At 58.4% G+C, this 22,200-nt stretch carries 12 protein-coding genes and 4 pseudogenes; 9 read left to right on the top strand and 7 right to left on the bottom strand.

Annotated features, from left to right (window positions below; all coding sequences use genetic code 11):
* The first annotated feature begins 184 nt into the window (after positions 1 to 184).
* The 9 genes and pseudogenes from QN224_RS28660 to QN224_RS28620 all read left to right on the top strand — a co-directional run bounded on the left by QN224_RS28660 (position 185) and on the right by QN224_RS28620 (position 10,876).
* Entirely contained in the window at positions 185 to 1,552 is a 1,368-nt protein-coding gene (locus QN224_RS28660) for a condensation domain-containing protein (protein WP_283979413.1), read from the top strand.
* Positions 1,549 to 3,033 carry a GMC family oxidoreductase gene (locus tag QN224_RS28655; protein ID WP_283979412.1) on the top strand — a complete coding sequence of 495 codons (1,485 nt, stop codon included), beginning with the start codon at positions 1,549 to 1,551 and terminating at the stop codon, positions 3,031 to 3,033. Before QN224_RS28660 ends, QN224_RS28655 begins: the two co-directional genes overlap by 4 nt.
* Before the next feature lie 40 nt (positions 3,034 to 3,073).
* Positions 3,074 to 4,339, top strand: coding sequence for an aminotransferase class III-fold pyridoxal phosphate-dependent enzyme (locus QN224_RS28650; RefSeq protein ID WP_283979411.1), 1,266 nt, complete (start codon positions 3,074 to 3,076; stop codon positions 4,337 to 4,339).
* Positions 4,311 to 4,946: an HAD-IA family hydrolase gene (locus tag QN224_RS28645; RefSeq protein WP_283979410.1), complete on the top strand. Its 636-nt coding sequence runs from the start codon at positions 4,311 to 4,313 to the stop codon at positions 4,944 to 4,946. Before QN224_RS28650 ends, QN224_RS28645 begins: the two co-directional genes overlap by 29 nt.
* A 34-nt stretch (positions 4,947 to 4,980) precedes the next feature.
* Positions 4,981 to 6,399: a glycosyltransferase gene (locus tag QN224_RS28640; protein ID WP_283979409.1), complete on the top strand. Its 1,419-nt coding sequence runs from the start codon at positions 4,981 to 4,983 to the stop codon at positions 6,397 to 6,399.
* Positions 6,400 to 6,783: 384 nt separating this feature from the next.
* On the top strand, positions 6,784 to 7,776 hold the full coding sequence (locus QN224_RS28635) for a helix-turn-helix transcriptional regulator (RefSeq protein ID WP_283979408.1): 993 nt from the start codon (positions 6,784 to 6,786) through the stop codon (positions 7,774 to 7,776).
* A 630-nt stretch (positions 7,777 to 8,406) separates the two neighbouring features.
* Positions 8,407 to 8,814, top strand: a pseudogene (locus QN224_RS28630) (hypothetical protein); the annotation flags it as partial.
* Between the two features lie 330 nt (positions 8,815 to 9,144).
* Positions 9,145 to 9,582, top strand: coding sequence for a helix-turn-helix transcriptional regulator (locus QN224_RS28625; protein ID WP_283979407.1), 438 nt, complete (start codon positions 9,145 to 9,147; stop codon positions 9,580 to 9,582).
* A gap of 4 nt (positions 9,583 to 9,586) precedes the next feature.
* The gene (locus QN224_RS28620; RefSeq protein WP_283979406.1) at positions 9,587 to 10,876 is read left to right on the top strand and encodes a HipA domain-containing protein; all 1,290 of its coding nucleotides are present in this window, start codon (positions 9,587 to 9,589) and stop codon (positions 10,874 to 10,876) included.
* Positions 10,877 to 11,255: 379 nt separating this feature from the next.
* On the opposite strand, the pseudogene QN224_RS28615 reads toward QN224_RS28620, so the two are convergent.
* The 7 genes and pseudogenes from QN224_RS28615 to QN224_RS28580 form a co-directional block, all read right to left on the bottom strand.
* Positions 11,256 to 11,785 (bottom strand): annotated as a pseudogene (locus tag QN224_RS28615) (aminotransferase class I/II-fold pyridoxal phosphate-dependent enzyme); the annotation flags it as partial.
* A 41-nt stretch (positions 11,786 to 11,826) separates the two neighbouring features.
* Positions 11,827 to 12,252 (bottom strand): annotated as a pseudogene (locus QN224_RS28610) (isocitrate lyase/phosphoenolpyruvate mutase family protein); the annotation flags it as partial.
* 91 nt (positions 12,253 to 12,343) lie between these two features.
* Positions 12,344 to 13,207, bottom strand: coding sequence for a radical SAM/SPASM domain-containing protein (locus QN224_RS28605; protein ID WP_283979405.1), 864 nt, complete (start codon positions 13,205 to 13,207; stop codon positions 12,344 to 12,346).
* Between the two features lie 184 nt (positions 13,208 to 13,391).
* Positions 13,392 to 13,763, bottom strand: a complete 372-nt coding sequence (locus tag QN224_RS28600; protein ID WP_283979404.1) for a hypothetical protein — start codon at positions 13,761 to 13,763, stop codon at positions 13,392 to 13,394.
* 22 nt (positions 13,764 to 13,785) lie between these two features.
* Entirely contained in the window at positions 13,786 to 14,181 is a 396-nt protein-coding gene (locus QN224_RS28595) for a hypothetical protein (RefSeq protein WP_283979403.1), read from the bottom strand.
* A 342-nt stretch (positions 14,182 to 14,523) separates the two neighbouring features.
* A pseudogene (locus tag QN224_RS28590) lies at positions 14,524 to 14,760 on the bottom strand (DUF5372 family protein); the annotation flags it as partial.
* Between the two features lie 750 nt (positions 14,761 to 15,510).
* A complete protein-coding gene (locus QN224_RS28580; protein ID WP_283979402.1) occupies positions 15,511 to 21,705 on the bottom strand; it encodes a shikimate kinase in 6,195 nt (2,064 codons plus the stop codon).
* Positions 21,706 to 22,200: the final 495 nt, after the last annotated feature.

The raw sequence follows: 22,200 nt of genomic DNA, 5'->3' as shown, positions 1-22,200 counted from the left end.
CGTTAAAATGCGCGGTCGCCGCATTGCTCGCGCCTCGAACCGCGCGGGCGGTGAATTTGGCCAGCGTGCTCCCCTTGCTCCCCTTCTTTGCAAATAGGTGCGCCATTTCATGAGACTCACTGACCTGTCATCCCTCGATCTGCCTGCGGGCCGTGTCACCGTGTGGCGGGCTGGCGCCCCGCGCATGTCCGAGGCCATCTGGGCAGCCGATCTACGGCGGGCGTCCCACGTGCAGGAAGCACATGTCGCACATGCACTTGAGACGGCCGATGAGGCTTCCCTGCCGCCTTCCTGGCTGGCCTCTGTCTTCGATCTGCCCGCCGAACTCGATGCGAACGCCTTCGCTGCGGCATTGTGCGAGTGGACAGACCGCCACGAAATCCTGCGCAGCCATCTCAGCCCCCCCGCTGGCTCCACGCAAGGCGGTTGTCTCCGCCGCAGGACGCTACCGGCCGGAGCCGTGAGTATCCACCACAGTGGCGCGGGGGAATTCACCGACGGCCAGCAACTGTCGCGCTACCTGGAGGAACTCTTCGACTCCGAAGTCGGCCCACTCGACTGGCCCGCATATATTTGTGCCACCATCAGCCGTCCGGAAACGACAACCGTCTGTATCGCCGCCGACCACATCCTGATGGACGGTTACTCCATTCTCACAATTGCCTATGAGATTCACACGCTGTACGCCGCCGCACTAGCGGTCCGCGACGGCAAGACCGTCCCACCTCCCCTTCCCCCCACCGCCAGCTACCTCAATTTCGCGGAGGCAGAAAGGATCGAGGCCGATACGCTGACCGCTGAGGACGAATCCATCGCCCAATGGCGGCAGTTTCTCACCGAGGCGGGCGGCCGTCTGCCGGAGTTCCCCGTACCGGTTAGCGACGTGAGTGGCAGCTCCGCCGCCCAGCCAAGCGGATACACCGAGCTTCTCGACGCATCCGCGGCGCACGCCTTCGACAGGGTCTGCCGTAAGGCAGGGGGAGACTCCTTCTCCGGTCTGCTCGCCTGCCTTGCCAAGGTCGGTCACGAAATCACAGGCTCGGGTGAATTTCGAACGATGGTCCCCTTTCACACCCGTACAGCCCCCTTCCGGTCCTCCATTGGCTGGTACGTAGGAATGGGCCCGGTTGCGTTCCCGCTCGGCGCAGCCGACTCGTTTTGCGAGGCGGTGCGTCGGGCGGCATCCAACCTGGATTGGTCGAAGAACCTGTCCAGGATACCTACACCCCGAGTGGCGGATCTTCTCGGGGAGCCACTGCGCGATCCCTTCATGGTCTCGTACATGGACGTTCGCCGTACCCCCGGTGCGCGCGAGTGGAACAGCTGGCAAGTTGTCACCCTGCGTAGCCGCAGCACCGATCCGGACGAGGTATGCCTCTGGATCGTGCGGACCTTTGACGGCCTCGTCGCCAACTACCGCCACCCGGCCACCGCGCCCGCAGGGATCGCGGTCCCCGACTATGTGGCGCGCACAAAGCACATCCTGGCCTGCGTCGCGAACACCGCTTGTTGGCCAGCCACTCCATATCAGATTGGAGACCATTGCCAGTGACGGACATCAGACACATTGCGGCGGCCTCTTGTAATTACACGACCTTCGACGCGGTTATCGTGGGCTCCGGAGCAGCTGGATCGATCGTCGCCCGAACGCTTGCGGAGAAAGGCTGTCGCGTGGCCGTCCTGGAATATGGAGGCCTGGTTTCTCCTGGTGCCATGCACGGGCCTCATCAAGCGGCATACAGCAAGGCGCTCACCTCCACTGGCGCTGCTGACGGTAACCCGTGGACGGCGTGTTGCGTCGGCGGCGGAATGCAATTCTACAATGCGATCACGTTTAGATACCGCCAATCGGATCTATCTGCTTCCCAATATCTTGGGACCGATATGGAGATTGATTGGCCCATAACCATTCAAGATCTCGAACCCTGCTATTCGCAGATCGAGCATCTCATGGAGATCGGTGGCACGAACGGGCACGCATCTTATCCGGCCAGCTCCCGTGGAGTGATTTTATCCAATGCGATGCAGGAACTCGGCATACGGCCAAGGCAGATCCCACTGGCGATCCGGGCACCCAGCAACAGCAGCGGATGCATCAAGTGTTCTGCTTGCGACGAGCTAGTATGCCCTACGGAAGCGAGAGCATCCGTGCTTGCGAGAAACATTTTGGACGACTCCGGACTGCCAGGAGCGATTTCGGTTCTCTACGGCTGTTTCGTCAACCGGATAGAGATCCGCAGCGACGGCCGGGCCGAAGCCCTGGAGTGCTATGTGCCGTTCTCAACGGAACTGATTCGGATCCCAGTTGAAAGGGTCGTCATCTGCGCAAACGCAATACAGTCAGCGGCATTGATGCTTCGGTCGAAGAGTAAGCATGCCCCGCACGGAATAGGAAACGATTCAGACCTTGTCGGGCGCGGCCTCTCGTTCAAGATCAGCGGCTACTCCGTCGGCTACCTGGATCCGGCTGATTGCGGCTCCGACGCATTGGCTTCGCACTGGGGACCGCATGCGACCGTTTATACAGACGAGTTCTACGAACATAATGACGTACCGTGCAGATTTGGTGGCCTCATTTATGAAGCGAACCTGCTATCGCCGAGTGAGAACATTGGCCGCGTGCGCCTACACTATATAGCCGGGGACGAGCCATGGTCGCACAATCGCCTGGTGCTGGACGACGTCGCTGACCGATACGGCATCCCGTACGTTCGTTTCGAATACAAGAATTCGGAAAATGACCATGCGCGAATAGGTTTTCTTGCCGATCGCGCTGATGACATCCTGCTCCACCTGGGCGCACGCCGCATCGAACGAGAACCTTCTTCCCATGCAAAAGGCAGTTCCCACCTGCACGGCACAATGCGCGCCGGATGTGATCCCAGGCGATCCGTCGTAGACATCTGCGGCAGAGTCCATGGGTCCACCAACATCTATGTCATGGATGGGTCCGTGATGAATTTCGCGGGGAACAGCAATCCGACACACACAATCATGGCCAACGCGAGGAGAATGGCCCTGTCGCTGAAATAAAGGGGTAACTTAGATGCTCAATCATGGAACTAGCGGACATTTGGCTGAATGGGAACGTGAGACCCCGTCATCCATCATATTCCGCTCCGCCAATGGCGCAATTGCGCAGGATGTCGACGGAAAAATCTATCTGGATATGACCTCCTGCAGCGGGGCTTCGCCGTTGGGCAGCAATAACACGGTATTCAAGGCCCGGCTTGCGCAGGCGATGGAGCGAGAAACTGACGTTCTGCCCTCACCGGTAAGCGAGCAACGCCAGATACTTGCCGGGAAAATTTCGAAGATGTTCCCGGACACTCCTAGAGTGTTCTTTTTGAGGACCGGATCTTGTGCAACGGAAGCAGCCGTTCGGATCGCGCGCCACCGAACTGGTCGGCCGGTTATCCTGACGGCTGGCTTCCACGGATGGCACGACATCTTTCAACAGCCACCCTGGTCGCACGATCCGCCGGCCAAGGATCCACACATCCAGGATTATCAATATGACCTCGATATTCTGGAACAGCAGCTGACCGCGAACGAGGGAAGAGTCGCTGGCATCTTCTTCACGCCTGAGCCCTCGGTCTTTCCTCCGGAATTGCTCCAGGAAATCTCCAGGATGGCAAGACAGCATGGCGTCCTGCTGATTGTTGATGAGGTGCTATGCGGACTTCGTTACGCCGAGGGTGGTTACTGCCGAAAACACGGCGTGGCACCGGACGTCATCACTTTGGCCAAGGGGATTGCACAAGGCATCGGCCTTTCCGCGGTCGCCGGCACGACCGACGCCATGGCGGGAGCCGACAGAGCCTATCTCGGCAACACGTATCTACGCGAGAACCGCGCCTTTGTGGCCGGGAACCTGACACAGGAAATCTTTGCCGAAGCAAAAATTGTTGAGCGCCTCGCCGAGAGGGGCTCGGCCCTCAAGGGGCTATTCCAAATCTCTTTCGAGCGCAGCGAGATACCTGCACGCGTTCTTGGAAGCGATACCATGTTCGATATTGTTCTGCCCTCGCAAAAGCATGGAAGGGCCTTCGCTCAGAGGTGTCTGAAGCACGGTATCTACACCGCCTACCCGGGAACATACATGAGCAATGCGTCCATGGATGGCGCATTTTTCAGAGCTCTGCAGGCGGCGCTGGAGCTCGCACTCGCTGACTATCGCAAGGACGAGGACATAACCGCCCAGGTCACCGACACATCCATGGTCGACTACTGCGCCGAAGCGTTTCACGCCACAGAGAAAGCATGTCTTTCCAGTAGGAAATATTGGTTCCGATACACGGAGGCAAGCCGTGAGAGTCACGATCGAACTTCAGCTTGAAGACTATGATCACGTAGCCTTCGATCTGGACGGAACCCTTGTAGATTCGAAGGCTGTGGTCGAAAGCGCACTCCGCCGGTGGGCGCTGGAGCGACAGATATGTCCTGATTACGCAATGCGGATGTCGGCCGCTCGCCGGGATGTTGAACTGGTGGAGGCGATTGCGCCCAGTCTCTCGCCCGAACGCGAAGCGGCTCGCATTGCCGATTATGAGATCCAAGCGATGGGGCTGTTGCAACCAATCGAGGGGGCCGCGAAGTTCTATTGCTCGATCCCTGCCGAAAAGAGGTCCATTGTCACCTCTTCGACAAGGATTTCGGCCCTCGCCCGCCTCGATGCAGCGGGAATCTCCCGCCCGAGGATCATGATTGCAGCTGAGGACGTCAGTCACGGAAAACCGCATCCGCAACCCTATCGAGCACTATTGCGGATGCTGCGCATCTCCCCCGAAAGATGCTTGGTATTTGAGGATTCCCAAACCGGAATCAAAGCGGCAACCGCTGCAGGCTGCGACTGCGTGGGGGTCGGCCCCAGTGCCAGAGGTCACACTGAAACCAAGGGCTGGATCGAGAATTTTCGCGAGGTCCTAGCTAACCGGCCGCGCTGAACCTGCTTCCCCAACCATAAGGAGGGCCACAAATTTGAAAGTAACCACGACACCGTGCACACCATTATTTGATGAGGTTCTGGTAGAAGGCTCGGTACTTGAGCACTACGCGGAGGAGCGGGAGGACTATGGGGGACTTCTCGATGAACTCTTTCGTTCCTCCAGCGCAACTCGTGACAATATTGGCGCCCGCTGTATTTGGCATATAAATTCCACCGCGTTCGGTGGTGGGGTGGCCGAAATGCTTCCCCACCACATATGCCTCCTTCGGGAGCTTGGTTTCCATGTGCGCTGGCTCATCTTCAAACCGAACAGCGAGCTCTTTTTTCAGTTCACCAAAGGACTTCACAATTCTCTTCACGACACCATCCCAGCAGACGTGATTGAGCTGCTGCCGCATTATTTGGAGGCATCGCAGCAAGGCGCCGCGGAGCTAGAAAGGATCATCGGACGAGATGACTTCCTGGTTATTCATGATCCGCAGCCGCTGTGTGCAGCCGCACAGTTCCTGGACTCTTGCCCACACCCGGCTATCTGGCGATGCCACATCGGCTATCCGAAGCGCACCCCAACAGTTGAGCGAACCTGGGGACTGCTGAAGGAGTACCTCCGTCCCTTCCAGCGCATCGTCCTGAGCGACGAGGCATATGCGTTTGATGCCGGTCGCCCAATCGATTTCATACAGCCATCGATCAGCCCCTTCTCGACCAAGAACCGCAACTATGAAGGGCCACCAGGCCGGGCGCTGGAGAATTCGGTATCGTTCAGCGGCCATCAACTGGAGCCCAACACAACGCTTCAGGACATTCTTCACTCGCGGTATTTCCTGCATGTGTCCAGGTGGGACGGCCTGAAAGGCATCGACCGCATCATTGCTGCCTTTGCTCGCTTTGCGGCAACGGCGTCCGAGGAAGCCTCCCATACACGCCTGGTGATCGCGGGACCGGATCCTTCGGGTGTTGCAGATGATCCGGAAGGCCGCGAGTATTTCGAAAAATGCGTAGCCCTGTGCTCTAACTTGCCCAAAGAAGTGCGGCGGCGCGTATATCTCACCTGTATCTCAATGAAGCACAGTGAGGCAAATGCGGAAATTGTCGGCCGGCTGCAACAGAATGCTCATGGGGTATTTCAGCTCTCTCGCGAAGAGGGCTTCGGCCTGACAGTAACCGAGGCTCTGTTCCGGGGCAGACCCGTCATAGTGTCTTCCGCCTTTGGTCTGAAAAGGCAGGTCGTAAACGGCCTAAACGGCGTTGTCCTGGACGAGCCGGACATCGAGGTCAAAGCTGCAGAAATGATGCATCGCCTTGTGGCCGATGACAGGGATTTCGAGGAGATGGCGAGAAGGGCGCGCGAAAGATGCCTGCGCTTCAGCACGCAAATTTCGCAAATTCCAAAGTGGTATGACGCGATACAATTGGCTCTATACAGTTTTGAACGTGCTCAACACCGTTGAAGCCAAACATCAGCTGAGCCAGGCGGATCTCCGCGCCGCTCAAGAGGTATAGCCTTCCAGCTCCCAGCGCGACCGGCATTGCGGTCTGGTGACGATCCGCGGCTCATCGAGGGCTCGTTATACTTCAGACGACGGTCACAGCGTATACACGGCCAAAACATGCCGGTCATCCGAGCGCAAAGCGCGAAGCGGAAGCGAGGCCACCAGGAACAGCGTTGGATCTCGCTGGACAGGGTTGGGGTGCGGACAGCAACTCTGGCCATCAGAACGTCGGAAAGGGCCGCAAACCAGAAAAATGAATCATGACGTCGAGACGTTAGCCGAAACACAGCTTCCTGTATTCGCGTGACCCAGAAAAGCACTTCAAGGATTGGGGGATCGACGTTGCCAGAAAATAGCTCTCCACAGTTCTCATTTCGTGGTTCATCCTTCGACGGGATGATTGAAACTCTCGCTGGAGCTTTCGGGACATTTAGTGCCGAGCCGATCGGGCAAATTGGTGATTTTCTTTGGGGAATTGATCTTGCGGCATGCGACAACGCAGTTTTGATCAGTGGATATCACCAAAACGAATTCCAGTTCAGCATCGCGCCGACTTCCGAAACAGCAGAGTCTTTGTCGATTGTCATTCCTCGAAGTGGCGGGATGGGGCTGACGTATGGCGATTGCACGGCCGAGGCCGGCAGGGGGAAGCTGGTGCTCTATAATAACTTTGAACCTGACGGAGTTATAATGCATGGGCAATCAAACGTAATAGACGAATTGTTGCTGAATTGGTCTGTCATACAGCAAACTGTCGGCCAAACACTTGAGGTGCCGTTGAACGGCTCTCTGGATCTGTTACCGGAGTTGGAGCTGGCCACACCAACTGGCCAGATGATCGGCAACCTGGCATCAACAATAATGAACGGCATGCGGGGCAACGGCCCGCTCATGTGCTCTCCAATAGCAATGACGCATCTAACGCAGGCGCTGGCCGACCTGGTGGTGCACCACATTCCCCATAGGTTATCGCATTTGCTCGATAAGAAGCCTTGCTTGATCGCTCCCCGACATGTCCATCGCGCGATCGAATACATGCAGGCCAATATCAATCAGCCGATCACCATTGCGATGGTGGCAGAAGCGGCTGGTGTGACCAGTCGAACATTACAACTGGGCTTTCGCGCCTTCAGGGAAACAACACCTGCTGCCTATCTGAGGACGCTTCGTATGCAGGCAGTGCGGCGGGACCTGCTTGATCCCGACAATAATCAAGCGGTGAGGGAAACTTGCCTGAAATGGGGCTTCTTTCATTTTGGAAGGTTCTCAGCAGCGTACAAGGCAATCTACGGGGAAAAACCATCAGACACTAGGAGGCGCGCGGACCGGTCGTAGTTTTCGGCAATCCGAATGCCACAGACGAGTTGAATTTTCGCATGCACACGGTCCACCGGCAGGCTGTGGTGCGCAGTGGCAATCGTTTGTGCATAGGCGGCCCGCTATATCTTTGACGTCCTTACAGACCCGCCAATACTCCCATCCGAAGTTGTAGCGCTGCTCCGCGTTGATCGTGTCCCGTCAGGTGGTGTAGGTCCTGAGGGTTAGGTGGCCATCAGTGTTTTTCCGGCAGGGTCGGGTTGTTCAAGACCAACCTGATGGAAAGACCACCGATGACCGACGATATGATGAACGTGCGCTCGCTTGTTGAGAAGAGTGCCGATGCCGATTTGTCGCGGGAGATGATCGGCTTTGAGTGCGACCGGTGCTGGCTACGGCGAGAAGAACGCCATGCGGCAGGCCGATGGCTCCAAACAACCGATTGTGATTACGCCTCGGCGTGTTGCATGAAGATAGACGTCATCCGAACGCGGAGCAGCATGCATGGGAGGGGCAACGGGCACTGGCATGCAATCTCTTGTTTACGCTACCGAAGAGACGGCAACGGTGAAAACAGGTCAGGCTTGGTTGGCCGAAGGTAATATTGCGCTTCGCTGGCTCGATGCCGCCCATAACTCGTCATCCAATCAGCTGAGCCGCGTCGGCGGGATCGATCGCGAGGTCCATGTCGATCTCAATCCCGCAATGATAGCGTCGCTCGGTGTCGCGGCAGCCACGGTCTCGGCACAGTTGAAGGAGGTGCAGGCGGACACCTCGCGCGGCGTCGGTGAAATCGGCGGAGCCCGCCAGACGCTGCGGACGCTCGGCGCCGTCGCATCCGTCGAAGACCTCGACGAGGTCTTGCTGCTCGACAATATGTCGTCCGGCGAGTTAAGGGAGGGATCGGCACTCGTCGACGGCCGTGCCATCACCGAGGTCTCGGGCAGTATCACGCCGGCGACCGCCGAAACCGGCGGCGATCTTTTGTCCATAGGCTGGATCACCCACAGCGCGCCGACGCTTGATATCGACCTTGATTGCGTACGGGAGGCGTGAGATGCTGCCCCCTGTTCAAGTGCTGCTCCCGAACGGGAACGAAAATCCCAACTGCGATCCAAAACTCGGCGCCGTGCTCCCGTTCGGGAACGTGCACTGCAAAGTGTGTTCCCGTTCGGGGTCAGTCACTTTTGAAGTCGTCGTGGAGCTAATGTATGTTCCCGTACAGGAGCAGATATGGCCGATCGAGACGACAAAAACCCACACCCGACGAAAGCGACTGATCTCGCCAGGATGATTGCGCAATCGCCTTTCTCCGACGCTTTGCGGGAGCAGTTTGGCAAGGCGAACCTTCTCGCGGGCACGAAATCGCTTCGCGATATTTCCACAATGTCCAAAAGCTTGACGGACACGCTGAAGAGCATCGACATTCCATCGGTCAGGCTTGCAAGCGAGACGCTAAAGGCCGCAACCGCTGTCAAGCCACCAAACCTCACGATGCCAACCTTGAGTGCCGGGACACAGCATCTCCGATTTTCCAATCCCCTTGCGCGCTTGCCCAGCGAGGAAAAGACCGAGGCGACAAAGGCAAGGCCCGATGAGAACCGATATCGAGTAACGGAAATTGCCATACCCGGCGACCTGGGCTGTATTGTCAGGGAAGCGAGGGAGGCGCGGAACCTCTCGCAGCAGGATTTTGCCGATCTCGCAGGCGTCGGACGACGTTTTCTATCGGAGCTCGAGAATGGCAAGGCTACGCTAGAGTTCCAGAAGGTTCTCAAGGTCGCGCACGCCGCCGGCATCTCAATATTCGCACAGCCACGATAACCGCATGGATATCATTGCGCTCGATGTCAGGCTTGACGGGTTTGCCGACCCTATTGGCAACCTCGTAAGGGATGAAGGTGGCGCCCTGGCCTTCGCCTATGCGGCCACATATCTCGATGATCCCGATGCCTTTCCGCTTTCGCTGTCCTTTCCGCTGGGAGACGAGCCCTTCGACGACAGCAGAACCCGTCCCTTTTTCGATAACCTGCTTCAGGAGCGAGACGGCGTCCTGCAGGGCGTCATGGATCGCGAGGGCTTGGCCCGCAGCGATGTTGCGGGCCTCCTTTTTTACCTCGGGAAGGATTGCGCCGGCGCGATCTCGGTCCTGCCGCTCGGAGCCCCCCCCGTCAAAGTGCCCGGCGACCACGACGTCGACTACAGACGGATAGATGACGATCGCCTGAACGCCATCATTGGCTCGCTGCACAGGCGTCAGCGGCGTCCCGAAGGCACCGAAGATCCTTCACCGCTCGCCGGCGTTCAAAGCAAGATCGCAATCACCATTCTGCCCGACGGAAGCTATGCCGAACCCGTCACTGGCTCGGGCGCCCCCACCACGCACATCATCAAAGTGCCGGACCAGGAGCATCCGCAAGATCCCAAGCTCGAATTCGAAACGCTTCGGCTCTCGCGAGATCTCGGTTTTGCAACCGCTGAGGCGAGTGTCGTCAACGGCGTCGACGCCTTGGTGATCGAACGGTTCGACCGGCGGCTGAACGCCGAGAACAAGATCGTGAGAGTCCATCAGGAGGATTTCGCTCAGGCGCTTGGACTTCCTCCGTCCCTCAAATACGAACGTCACGGGCGAGAAGGCCGTCGCTTCGATGCTCACGCGATAAACCGGATTCTCGACGCGACGACCGAACCTGCGGCGGAAAGGCAACGGTTCATCGGGGCGGTCCTGTTCGACCTCATGACCGGAAATGTCGATGCTCATGCCAAGAATTTTGCGCTCCTCTACGATAGAGCAGGCCGGATCCGTGTTTCGCCCCGCTACGACCTGATGCCCACGCGGCTCGATCCCAATCTGACGGATCTCTTTGCCTTCAGCCTTGGCGAAGCAACAAGGCTGGCCGAACTCGACTTTCTGGATTTTGCAGCATTCTTGAATGCCTTTGGAATTGCATTGCCGCGGGCCCAAACGCGCCTCACGACAAGTCTGACCCAAAGGATTTCAGCGGGGCTTGCGGCGAAACTACCGAGACTCGATCGCATTGGTCTCAAGCGGTTTGGCGACCTGGATTGCGCACAATATCGACGAGCTTCTGACCGCGTTCGAAATGCAGGTTCCTGACGGCATCAAAGCGCGAGACGCCTATGTCGAGCGCGGTGGCGAATGGCTGCTGGGCTCCTGATGGCCGAAGCCCTATGATGCGGCCCTGCGACAAAAAAAGAGGGCCAGCGGAAGGCCGCGGCCCTTATAGGTGAAGGTCATTTAAACCTCCAGAGGGGAACCGCCAATGCGGCGGTACTGGTGCGTGCAGGATGCCTGTTTTTGACCAAAGGCTAATCACTTATTGTACAATGCAGCTATGCGAATGCTGCGTTGCATGCAAGCCGGGAGCAGATAGGCGGGCACTTCACCCCGACAGCGTGATCGAGAGGCACGGCCAAAAGGCGCTCGCCGGCCTCCGGCGGACGCGAAGCTTCCCGATGCCGAATGGAGTTCCACTATCATAAACGGTGCCAGTCGGATTGTTCGGAGTGTTGACCACAATCGCGCGGCTGCGGTCGGTGATTGCGGCCTCGATATCTTCGATCCGGGGAACATAGCCATTGACGCGCGTTTCGACATGGACGGGCTTTCCCCCGGCGATCAGCACCTGGGCGGGAAATGTCGTCCAGTAGGGTGCAGGAATGATGACTTCATCACTAGGATTGAGTAGCATCATGGCGACGTTGAACAGTACCTGTTTGGCGCCGGTTGTAACGGCGACCTCATCGGCGCGCCAGACCTGGCCCAGTATGGCCGGAGACCTTACTGGCGAGCGCCTCGCGAAGCTCCATCATCCCGATAGGGTCGGTGTAGCGGTTGATGCCCCTGCGGATCGCACCCATCGCACCGTCCCGGATCGTCGGAGCAAGATCGGCGCAGATCTCGCCGACTGTCAGATCGACGATGTCCGTTCCTTGATCAGCAGCCGCCTTCGCCGCAGCGCGCCGCAGCCGATGATTCGAACAAACCTGTCCGCTGCGCAAGCATGTGCGCTTCCTCGAAGTTGATATCGAATGGTGCCGCTTCTTTCAGCAGCATGTTCCGTCATCATGCTTCGGCAACCAGCGATCTTCAGACAATGCCAATTCATCGTAACCCAAGAGGCTGAAGACCTCGTCGAGTGTGGCAACTTCCGGCTCGATTCCGACAACGCTTTCTTCCGCGGCTATGCGGCCGCACACCGCCTGCATCCCGGCGACTGCAGCCCGCATGGCATGGTTGGCCCAAATCACGGTGGACATGCCGGCATCTCGATAAGCCGAAACCGGCGCGCGGTAATATTTCGTTGCCACGATCACAATCGGAAGCTTGTGCCGTTGCTTAGCGAAAGCGAGGATTTCGTCCGCATCGCTCTTGTGTGAATGGATCAGGATGGCGTCGGCGCCGGCATTGGCATAAGCATCCGCGCGCGCCAGGGCCTCGTCCAGACCGTAGCCGGCGATCAGCGCTTCGATCACCGGCCCTATCCCGCACGCGACGACTGAAGGTGCCATTGCCTAGGTAGACACCGGTTATTAACGTAACAGCGCCTTGCCGCCATTGGCATCAGCATGCCGATGTTTTCGGTTCGGCAAATTCACACTTTCTACAAAGTAGAAAACCATCCTTGCCGTTCATGCGATCGACGATCTCCCTGAACACTGGCCCCTCGAAGAGCTCTCGATATTCGTCGCGCAGGAGATTGCCCAGCACATGGCGCCGCTCGAAATCCATGCAGCAGAGAGTAACGTCACCATTCGGAAGAAGAACATTCCGATACTGCCGTTGTTCAGCACATGTCAGTGCCCCGACGACGGGCGGTCGCGTTTCAACTATCTCAGCATCGACGCTTCCACCTCTGCTACTCAGCGGCCGCGAGCGACATAGCGCTCCGGCAGGAATAATTCCGACGATATCGGGGTGGACCTCGCCCATCACCAGGAACCGAATTGAGGGGATATCAGAGTCCACCAGTTGACGAACTACGTCGAGATATTTCTGTCTGACAAGGCGGCTATTCATGTACGTGCCGTCGTCGAAAACATGAACCACAAATACCCTGAAGGGCAGCGCCTGCAAGCGTCGTAGATCGCTCCTGTCCATTCCTGCAAGCGTCGTGAAGATCCGAATGCCGTGGCCAGACATGTGAGCATGCTCGACCATTTCAGTGCAATCCGGATTGAGCCAGGGCTCAGAATAGCCGGCAAAGCTAATGTCAACAGCGGTCGGCACACGCGCCAGACATCGCTTGAAATCTTCGAGACAAAGATGCTTCACACGAGATACTGCTTTTTGCCGGCTGGCGAACTTGTCCTGGGGACAATAAGAACAACCGACGACGCAGCCTGTGGTGGTCGTTATTTCCAGGACCCTGCCGCCAGGGATGGCAGCGCGCAATTCCTGCAAGTCTGTCGAGTTTGATTCAACCATTTTGCGGGTCTCTCCATTTTCGGAACAAAAATTATTGCCGACGGAGGACTGACGAGTGGCGTTCTTTATGACGACTTATTCGTGCAGCTTCTCGTACGAACTGTGAAACAGCCGGGCAATGCTTTGTCTTGAACTAGGCTCGATTAGGGTTCAGTCGGCAGTCGACGCGATGTACAGAGCTTCATCATGCTGAACAACAATGCGCCTGCTCCCGGGGTGCCCAGCGGTCACGACAGTGAGCGTAAAGGGAAAGCTCTGCGCTTGCGAGCGTGACGCGGCTCCGCATCGTTTTCCGAATCAGCAGAACATGAAATCCGACGCGGTCAAGCCCAAGCCGGCCGAGTAGCAAACTGTGCGCGTTGCCCAGATGCGCGAAGTCGTCCACGTGGTTATCGGAGGTAACATAACCCAACTCCGCGGTCATGGTGATATCGCCTGCAGCCTCGCCCGAGATACTCCTGGCTGCGGCCGAGCCATCGGCGAAACTGTGATCAGTGATCACTACGGCGCGCTCGCCGTTCGCGCCATTGGCGGGGCCGCGGTAGAAGGTGTCCACCTGATTGCCACGCGTCGCATGATTAACGAAATTCGCTCCAAGACCATCGCTGCCGCATCGAAGGCGAAAGTATCTTGAGCTGGGTCAAAATCCACGGTGTGGTCCACGTTCGGCCCAAAGTCTCGGTCGACCCGGGAAGTGGGTCGTGGAACTGGAACACAAAGGTGTCGTGGCTGGCACCTCCAGTCAAAGAGTCCCTACCGTCGCCCGCGAAGACAGTGTCGTCGCCGAGGCCGCCGTAGAGGTAGTCGTTACCCTCGTTGCCAAAGACATGGTCATTGCCCTCGCCGGCCGAGATGGAGTCGTTGCCGGCACGACCGTCGATCCAGTCATTTCCTGTGGGATCGAGGATCATATCATCACCATTGCTGTCAAAGGAACCGTTGCTACCCTGGTCGCCCAGAATTTTCTTTCCCATCGCGAACCTCCTTATGAAACAGCCCGCTATGCCACGGGACTCAGTCATATTCCTTTTTGGGCAATTTGAGTAATTGATTGTTTTTATAGAACGCATCGACATAGAGGATGCATTCTCGTGCGCTTCGCCTCAAATTGAATTTCCATGACTTAATCCGAGCCGTGGTGCGATCGGCAATGACGTGCCGATCTCCTCAACGAACCTGGCAGGCAACCAGCCCGCCTCCTGAACGAGGCCCCAAATTCTAGCATCCCGTGGTCCAGAAACATGGGGTAATATCAACACTCGCATATCGCGGCATGATTGGATTTACATAGGCGGCATAATTTGCCCGACACGCATTCAGCCGCCACGGCTGCGCTCGATTTGCTCGATCAATGCCGCCAGGGTTGCCAGATCATCTGGACGCACGAACGACCTACCGGCCGCGACCTGAATGAAAACATCGGGATCGTCGACGTCCGTCCATGACGCAAGCAGCGAGCGAAGCCGCCCATCCGCGTCGTAGAACATCACGCGGTCCTCGCCCCAGTTCTGCTTGCGTGTCGATAGCACGAAGCGCTGGCCGCGCCACGGATGGAAGGGGCGCGTGAGCGCAGGTGCTCTTGGCCTTCTGCCGGATCAACGACATCCCGGAACCACCCATCAGAAGGCAGCCACTGCCTTCTGACGGGACGCCTTGCTGATCAAAAGATCGCTTTCCTCTTCGAGAACCGAGATTGTCGGAGACTACGACCAAATCGCCGTTCGTGATTTCCCGCCTTCCATACCTCAATCGGGCAAAGCGCGACGCCATGGCCGGCGATGGCGGCGGTCGCAAGCAGATTGAAGTCCTGAAACACCGGACCTCTTGGCGCTCCAGACGATGATACGCCTGCCTTCGTGAACCACTGCTGCCAATGAGCAGTCGCCTCGTCGTGCAGAAGGTCCGCTTCCGCGATCTGCTCAACATTCGCAAGCTCATCTTTACTCTCGATAGAGCATGGGCTCGCGACCGGTTTGTTGACCCGGGAAAAGAGCCGCGTGCATAGAATTCCGTACGAGGTGTCGGCGCCGAGGTCACCAAAACGTCACAGCTGGTTTCGCGCAAGCGCTGGGCGGCCGAGGCATAAATCACCCTGACCGTGATGTCTGCATGCGTCGAGGGGAACGCTGAGCGCCGGGATCAGCCAGCGTGTCGCGATTGATCGAATGCAGGCGACGATGATTTCCGATCTCGTCCCTGAGTTTCAAGAACCCCCGCCTCAGCGGCTATTAGCGGGAGCTCCGCGGGTCCTTCCTTATTGCAAATGGATCCGTACTGACTGCAGTTTTCATCGAGGGGCGCGATCAAGGAAAGACTATGTTGTGCCTGACACCGGTCGTGCTGGAAGGTTGCTCAGCGGCGACCGCCTCGCCGTGAATATGAGCGTGCAGCGCCGTCAAGCATAGATCCGCGTTCTTTTTATCTCGTTTGTGGGACGGGGCGAATGTGAAGTCGGCTTGTTCATAAAACGGCCTCCGCTCTCTGAATAGTTGGGCAATCTTCTGCTTCCGATTGGTACCTTGCATCAGCGGGCGGCTCGTATCATGCTTGAGGCGTTTCTCGATCACTTCGAGCCCGGTATTAAGCCAGATCGAAAGCGCTTTCTTGCCGATGAGGCGCCGGCTCTGCTCATGCAGGATCGCGCCGCCACCGGTCGCGATCACCACAGGCCCTGTCTTGAGCAAATCAGCGATCACATCCGCCTCCAACTTCCTGAAATACTCCTCGCCATCGACCTCGAATATCTGGGATATCTTTTTACCGGTTTTTTCCTTGATTTTTTGGTCTGTATCGACGAAGGGCAGCCTGAGCCGCTTCGCAAAGGCTTCGCCAATGGTGGATTTACCGGCGCATGGCATGCCGATGAGCACGATCGGCCGCATGCCGATGGCCGCGACAATCTCCCTTGCCTCCGTGGACCTGGCGATTTGAGGCATGCTTGGCTGTGCGACAGCTTGCAATTCAAGTGCCATAGCGGCACTTCCCCCGCGAATCTTTTCTATTCCCCAATGAGGTATGCCCACGGCGTCATCGGGAATCGCGACGTTGCTGCAGACCTTTCTAGTATGCTGCGCGAGTTCCTCCGCCCGCCGCAAAGCATCTGCGCCCGCTTCTTGCCGCAGCCCGTCCTGCTTCTTGTAGGCGTCGTGGTTCAAAAGCTTGGCCCGATAGCTTCCTGGCGTATGGAACTCCACCTCGAAGCGATATTTGTCCGGCGTGGTGAGCACGGTCTTGATGCCGATGAAAGTCGGGGTCCGTACTCTGAACCAATTGGTCGTGCTGATCTCGGCATAGCCCAGCTCGTCGAAGGCAAGCATGGCTTTCTTGAAGGCGCGCGTAAAATCCTTGTCAGGGACTTCGTAGACATGGCGTACGGCGTTTTTGATGAGCTGCGAGTCGCATGGCCTGATGCTCATCCCTGTGAGTTGGTCAGTCATGGAGGCTTTCGATCGCAAGCGGCGCTCCAGATGAGGCATATTCACCTGGATGTCCGCTGTCCTCAGGCTTGTGGCAACCCTAAGTGCCGCCTCGGTGATTTTGCTTTCTTCGGCCTGAGCGCGGGTAACTTCAATCGTGGCGCGCTCTAAGGCCTCCTCGCGGCTGAGCGTGATCATCATGGCGGAATCCTCGAGGGCAGACCGGCGGCCAGAGGGTGGGGGCAGAATCCCCTCCTCTGTTGCGAGTTTGAGCGAGGCTTCCATGACTGAAGCTGCCAGCGTGGGATTGTTCTTCAGGTCTTCCAAGGCCGAATCGACACGGAGCGTTCCGTGTTTGAGGTGCGCCGCCATGTTCTTGACGTAGGGGACGGATCTCAGCCCCGGCGCCTGTGAAAGCAACTGCATAAGTGTCCCGCTCTTCCTCATGAAGAGACGGGCGCCAGTGTCGGATTTATATGCGTCGGTGGCGACCTTGATGCCGAGGCTCAGGAGGTTGTTTGCACTTTGTACGAGGTCGTCGGGATTGTAGCCATCCGGGCGGGGATGAATGCGCGCAGGATAATGGTCGAGCAAGAGCTGGACGCGGTCTCGCGGCTGAGGAGTTGCCGTATAGGTCTCCGCCAGCTCCGGGAAAAGCTCGCAGAACGGTGGGCTCACAGTGAGCTTTGCGCCGCTCACGCCTACTGTGTCGGGCTGGAGCTGCGGGTCGGGCCTCGCTGCCCATGCCATGAGGTCGGCGACGAGCAACTCGGCCAATTCGCGGGCGACCGGATTTTTGGCGACCTCAACCTCGTCCCTAGCTCTCGCGAGCGTGTTGAGGATGTCCCCGCTACTTACTTGTTCCTGACCCAACAGCCGACCGATCTCTCGCCCGAGCTCGTGGTGAATGCCCTCATATGTGCCGAAGATTGCACGCTCGGCAAACCAACGGCGTCCTTCATGGGATTGAGCCAGAAAGCTTCGCTGCAGGCAGCTATAGGTTTCCAGGGTGTTCTGCGTGGCGGAGAGGATCTGGCGGCCACGACTGAATTGGTAGCCATCCGCCGCGATCGCCGGGCTATGCGACTTGGGCGGCTTGAGTGAGCGACGTCCGCGAGCTTGCTCCTTTTGATCGAAGGCACGCACATGCTCATAGAGCTGTGGCCGGTCCCCGACGATAACGACGGTATCCCCGTCAAAGTCACCATCAAGCTTATTCTGTTCGCCGGTCGGGACAGCAACCAAAGACCCCGGAGCGAACACCTCGGTCGCCTGCAGGATGCCGACGCAGTCGACCGGTGTGTCCACCTTGACGCGGTCCTTGCTCTGCGTCCAGTTCGAATGGCACTTGACGTCTTCCGCAGACATCACCAGCCCCCGCTCGGCGAACTCGGCCGGCCACATCTTATCTGGGACCACGATCAGAATGCCTTTGGCAAAAAATATCGGATCGTCGGCAGTCAGCTCCTGTCCCGACTTCTCGGCGACATTAAAGCTGTATTGGATGGCCGTGCAGCTATCGAGAAACAGGGCGGTCGGGTCGCGATCGACCGCCGACCTGACTTGCTCGGCCGCGAACGGGCGCAGGTTGGGCTTGTCATAGGGGGATCGCCCGATCAGCACACCGCTCGTCCCGGTCAACGTCTCGCTTTTGAGCGTCGGCACATGGAGGCAGTTATCACTGGACGGTACGGCAACTGCGCCGGGACCGTCGATGTGTCCGGCCGTTACGGTGCGAAACAGCTCTTCGGACGTCAACTCGCGCCCTTGTCTGCTCTCGAGCCACTTGGTGGCCGTCTTTCGCACCTCATCGGCCACCAGTTCGCTGCGCGGATAATGTTGCAGCGCCGATGCAGGAATGGAGGATCTCCTTCGCTCACCAAAGGCAGGCAGCCGGTCAGGACCTTGCTGTGGACCGGCCCGGCGAACAGCCTGCATACGCTCGGCCAGGGAAGCCTTGATGAAGCCGCAGCCGTCATGCGGTCGCAAGGCAATCGAGCCTTGCGGGCCGGTCAACCTGAAGGGGTGCGCCTCGATGGCCCGGCGGTCCGGCAGCAGCGACAGTTTGAAGGCGCCTTCCAGCGCGTAGTCGTGAGGTCCCAGGCCGTTGATTGCCGGAGGCGCCGCAAAGCCCCGGCGCTGCGTGTAGTAATATGCCTCTTTGAAGGGGGCCCAAGCGCGCGATAGCTGCTCGAACGCCGTGCCCGGTGCGGTTTCGGCGTACGGAATCGCCAGCAACTTTCCCCCGCCGGGCGTGGCTGCCGCCGCACCCGGAGGGCGGGCGGCGACCTGCGACACGGTCTGATTTGGCGGTTTTAGCTTGCTGCCGCCGAACAGATCCATGCGGTACGGCACACCCTCGACGGTGAGCGTACGTGCCAGCATGAAGGCGCTCGGTTTTCCCGGTAGCTGCACCGCAACCACTGGCAAAGCGCCCGAGGTCAGGCGATGAAAAATCGAATAGCGTATCTCCGGTTCTGTGGCTATTCGCCGGCCCTGCATGTCTACCACCGGCAACCGCATGAGTCCCGCCTCACCTTCGGGCGGTCTGGGCTCGTGGTCCATGGCTCGAAGCACCTGATGGACATCGAAGACCGACGCGGGATGTTGGGCCTGGACTACCGCCGCGTTCCGCGCCATGAAGGTGTCCAGCGCATCGACTGGGCTCTCCGCTTCGATTTCCGCGATCACGTTCCAGCTCATGTTGGAAAGATCGCCTTCGATGAGGTCCCGCGTGCTGACTAGGATCTCCTTGGTCTTGCGCCGCAGCTCTTGCTGCCTCAACCGCAAATCGGACTTCACGCCTTCGACATGCGGTCGCCGGTATAATGCCTCCAGGCTCACACGGACTTTGAGTACTTGATAGATCGACAAGGCGGGACAACGACTGGAGGCCGGTCCACGGATGCGCTCGGCATTACTTGCTCTGAGATGGGCCTCGATCTTTTGCTCGACGACCGGCTGAATGTCGTTCAGCAAGTTTAGAGCCTGCCTCCGGTGCCAGTGCAGTTGCTTCTGCGGGCTGCGCGCCAGCGGCAACAAAGCGGCGCAAAGATTACCCATGGTTTCGAGGTTATTGTTGATGACAAAATCAGCGGCACGGAGCAGCACGGTGAGCCGCTCTAGCCCTGCTCGCGCTAGGAAACTCAGGTCATCAAATAGCTGGGCCTTGGCAAGCGCCTTCAACAGGGTGGCGACGCTGAGAGCGTCTGCCTGCCCCAGTCTATCATCGGCATACTGAAGGTAGTGGGCTAGCTGGTGTAACCGATCCTTCACCAGACCGGTCTCAGCAATCTCTCCGAAGTCCTCCCCCTTCGTGATATGTCGCGCCAGAACATTGGCAATAACGCAGAGCTGAGGAGTGGTGAAGGCCCCGAATCGCTGGCCTCCGGCGCCGAGTTGGCGCGCAATTTCCACTATTGCCTGGTGGCACGCCGCTTCCTCCGGCCATTTGCTGAAGCCGTTCACCAGGTTCGCCAGGTGCTGCGGAGTAAAATCAGCGATGCGGTCGGCGCGGCGAAGCACCTCACCGACAATCGCGATCGAGGCGCGGCGAGTGTCCTCCTCTTGTGGCCATTTGCTGAAGCCGTTCACCAGGTTCGCCAGATGCTGCGAGCTGAAGTCAGCCAGTCCTTCTGGCCGGCGAAGGACTTCACCGGCGATCGCGACGATGGCTTCGCCGCAGCCCGCCTGTTCGGGCCATTTGCTGAAACCGTTCGCGAGGTTCGCCAGCCCCTGCTGATCAAACCCAGTGAGCTGCTCGGCGCGGCGAAAAATCTCGTCAGCGATCACAAGGAGGGCTTCGCCACAGCACGTCTCGTCAGGCCATTTGCTGAAACCATTCGCGAGGTTTGCAAGGCCCTGCGGATCAAACCCAGAGAGCCGGTCGGCACGGTGAGAGACTTCGGTGGCGATGCTGACGATACCACCGCGGCAGCTGTCGGGCCACTTGCTGAAGCCGTTCACCAGGATCGCGAGCCCCTGGGGACTGAACTGAGACAGTCGGCCTCGTCGGCCGGTGAGCTCCTTGGCGATTGCAGCTGCAGCGCGGTGACATTCTACTGTTTGTGGCCATTTGCTGAAACCATTCATGAGGCTCGCAAGGTCTTGCGCACTAAAATCATTCATCAAGGCGCCACAATCGGTGCGGCGAATAACCTCTGTGGCCATCACGGCTACGGCACGGCCACAATCCCACGTTTGCGGCCATTTGCTGAAGCCGTTCACCAGGTTTGCCAGGTGCTGCGGATTAAAAGCGTTTTTCAAGGCGCCACGATCGGCGCGGCGAATAACCTCTGTGGCTATCGCGACCGCAGCACGGCAACAGTTCCCCATTTCCGGCCATTTGCTGAAGCCGTTCATCAAGGTCGCCAGTCCCTGCGGGGTAAAATCAGCGATGCGGTCGGCGCGGCGAAGCACCTCACCGACAATCGCGATCGAGGCGCGGCGAGTGTCCTCCTCTTGTGGCCATTTGCTGAAGCCGTTCACCAGGTTCGCCAGATGCTGCGAGCTGAAGTCAGCCAGTCCTTCTGGCCGGCGAAGGACTTCACCGGCGATCGCGACGATGGCTTCGCCGCAGCCCGCTTGTTCGGGCCATTTGCTGAAACCGTTCACCAGATTGGCCAAATGCTGGGAAGTGTGGTCCGAAAGCTGGTCGGGGCGGCCGGCGCGATGACGGATCTCACAAGCGATCGCATTTATGGCGGCACGGCAGTCCTCCGGCCATTTGCTGAAGCCGTTCACCAAGTTTGCCAAATTCTGTGGATCAAAAACGGAGAGCCGGTCGGCATGATGACGGATCTCGACGGCAATTGCTACTGTAGCCTCACGAGCGTTCTGCTGTTCCGGCCACTTGCTGAAACCGTTGACCAGCAGGGCCAGACTTTGACCGTTGAGTTCCCGAAGCACTTCCCTTTGATTACGAATAAATTCGGCAACGCTAATCATTCCGTTGCGGCATTCCTTCACCCGGGGATGTCGACTGAACGACAATACGAAGAGCGAAAGCGCCTTGTTCTCGACTCCGTTTAGCGCGTGGTCAAACATCGCCACCTGAGCTGCCATAGCCTTGCAAGCTTCCATGCCTGCCTGACCTCCAGCCTCCCGACTCAATGCGTTGCACGTCGTGGCATACTGCCAGGACCAGGCGCGGGCATCTTGTCCCCATCGTGGGACAAATCGACGCGTGAACTCGGCTGCGGCTTTTTGCAGGAATGTTGCATGCCCCGCTTGGCCCCGCAGCTTATGGCCATGTTCCGCGACCGCGCGAGAGAATGTGGCGATGTCGCTAACGAAGCAAAGATCGTGTAGAGCGTCATTAAGGTGTATTTCCTCAAGGTGTGTTGCCGAGCTTGCGACTTGGGCACCCCGCGCGGCTACATCCCATACACGTCGTCGTGTTTGCGCATCCATGCCGGACACGGTGTGCCCGTGAGGTGAAAGCGCGTCTGACTGCGAGCTTGAGGGTTGTTGATCATGTGGCCAGGATGTGTCATCAGAACGCAAATAGCTCTCTTTTCGAACTGGCGCGCCAGCCTCGGGCGATGAGGGAAGACCGCTCCACGGCTGCACGTGCCG

The organism is Sinorhizobium sp. 7-81, from assembly GCF_030124405.1.
Taxonomy (GTDB): domain Bacteria; phylum Pseudomonadota; class Alphaproteobacteria; order Rhizobiales; family Rhizobiaceae; genus Sinorhizobium; species Sinorhizobium psoraleae.
The sequence above is the reverse complement of the archived record's forward strand: the minus strand, read 5'-3'. Positions and strand labels throughout refer to the sequence as shown.

Coding starts and splice junctions, on each gene's coding strand:
- QN224_RS28620 (WP_283979406.1), top strand. CDS start 9,587: ATGGATATCATTGCGCTCGATGTCAGGCTTGACGGGTTTGCCGACCCT.
- QN224_RS28595 (WP_283979403.1), bottom strand. CDS start 14,181: ATGGGAAAGAAAATTCTGGGCGACCAGGGTAGCAACGGTTCCTTTGAC.
- QN224_RS28580 (WP_283979402.1), bottom strand. CDS start 21,705: ATGGAAGCTTGCAAGGCTATGGCAGCTCAGGTGGCGATGTTTGACCAC.
- QN224_RS28605 (WP_283979405.1), bottom strand. CDS start 13,207: ATGGTTGAATCAAACTCGACAGACTTGCAGGAATTGCGCGCTGCCATC.
- QN224_RS28625 (WP_283979407.1), top strand. CDS start 9,145: ATGTCCAAAAGCTTGACGGACACGCTGAAGAGCATCGACATTCCATCG.
- QN224_RS28660 (WP_283979413.1), top strand. CDS start 185: ATGTCCGAGGCCATCTGGGCAGCCGATCTACGGCGGGCGTCCCACGTG.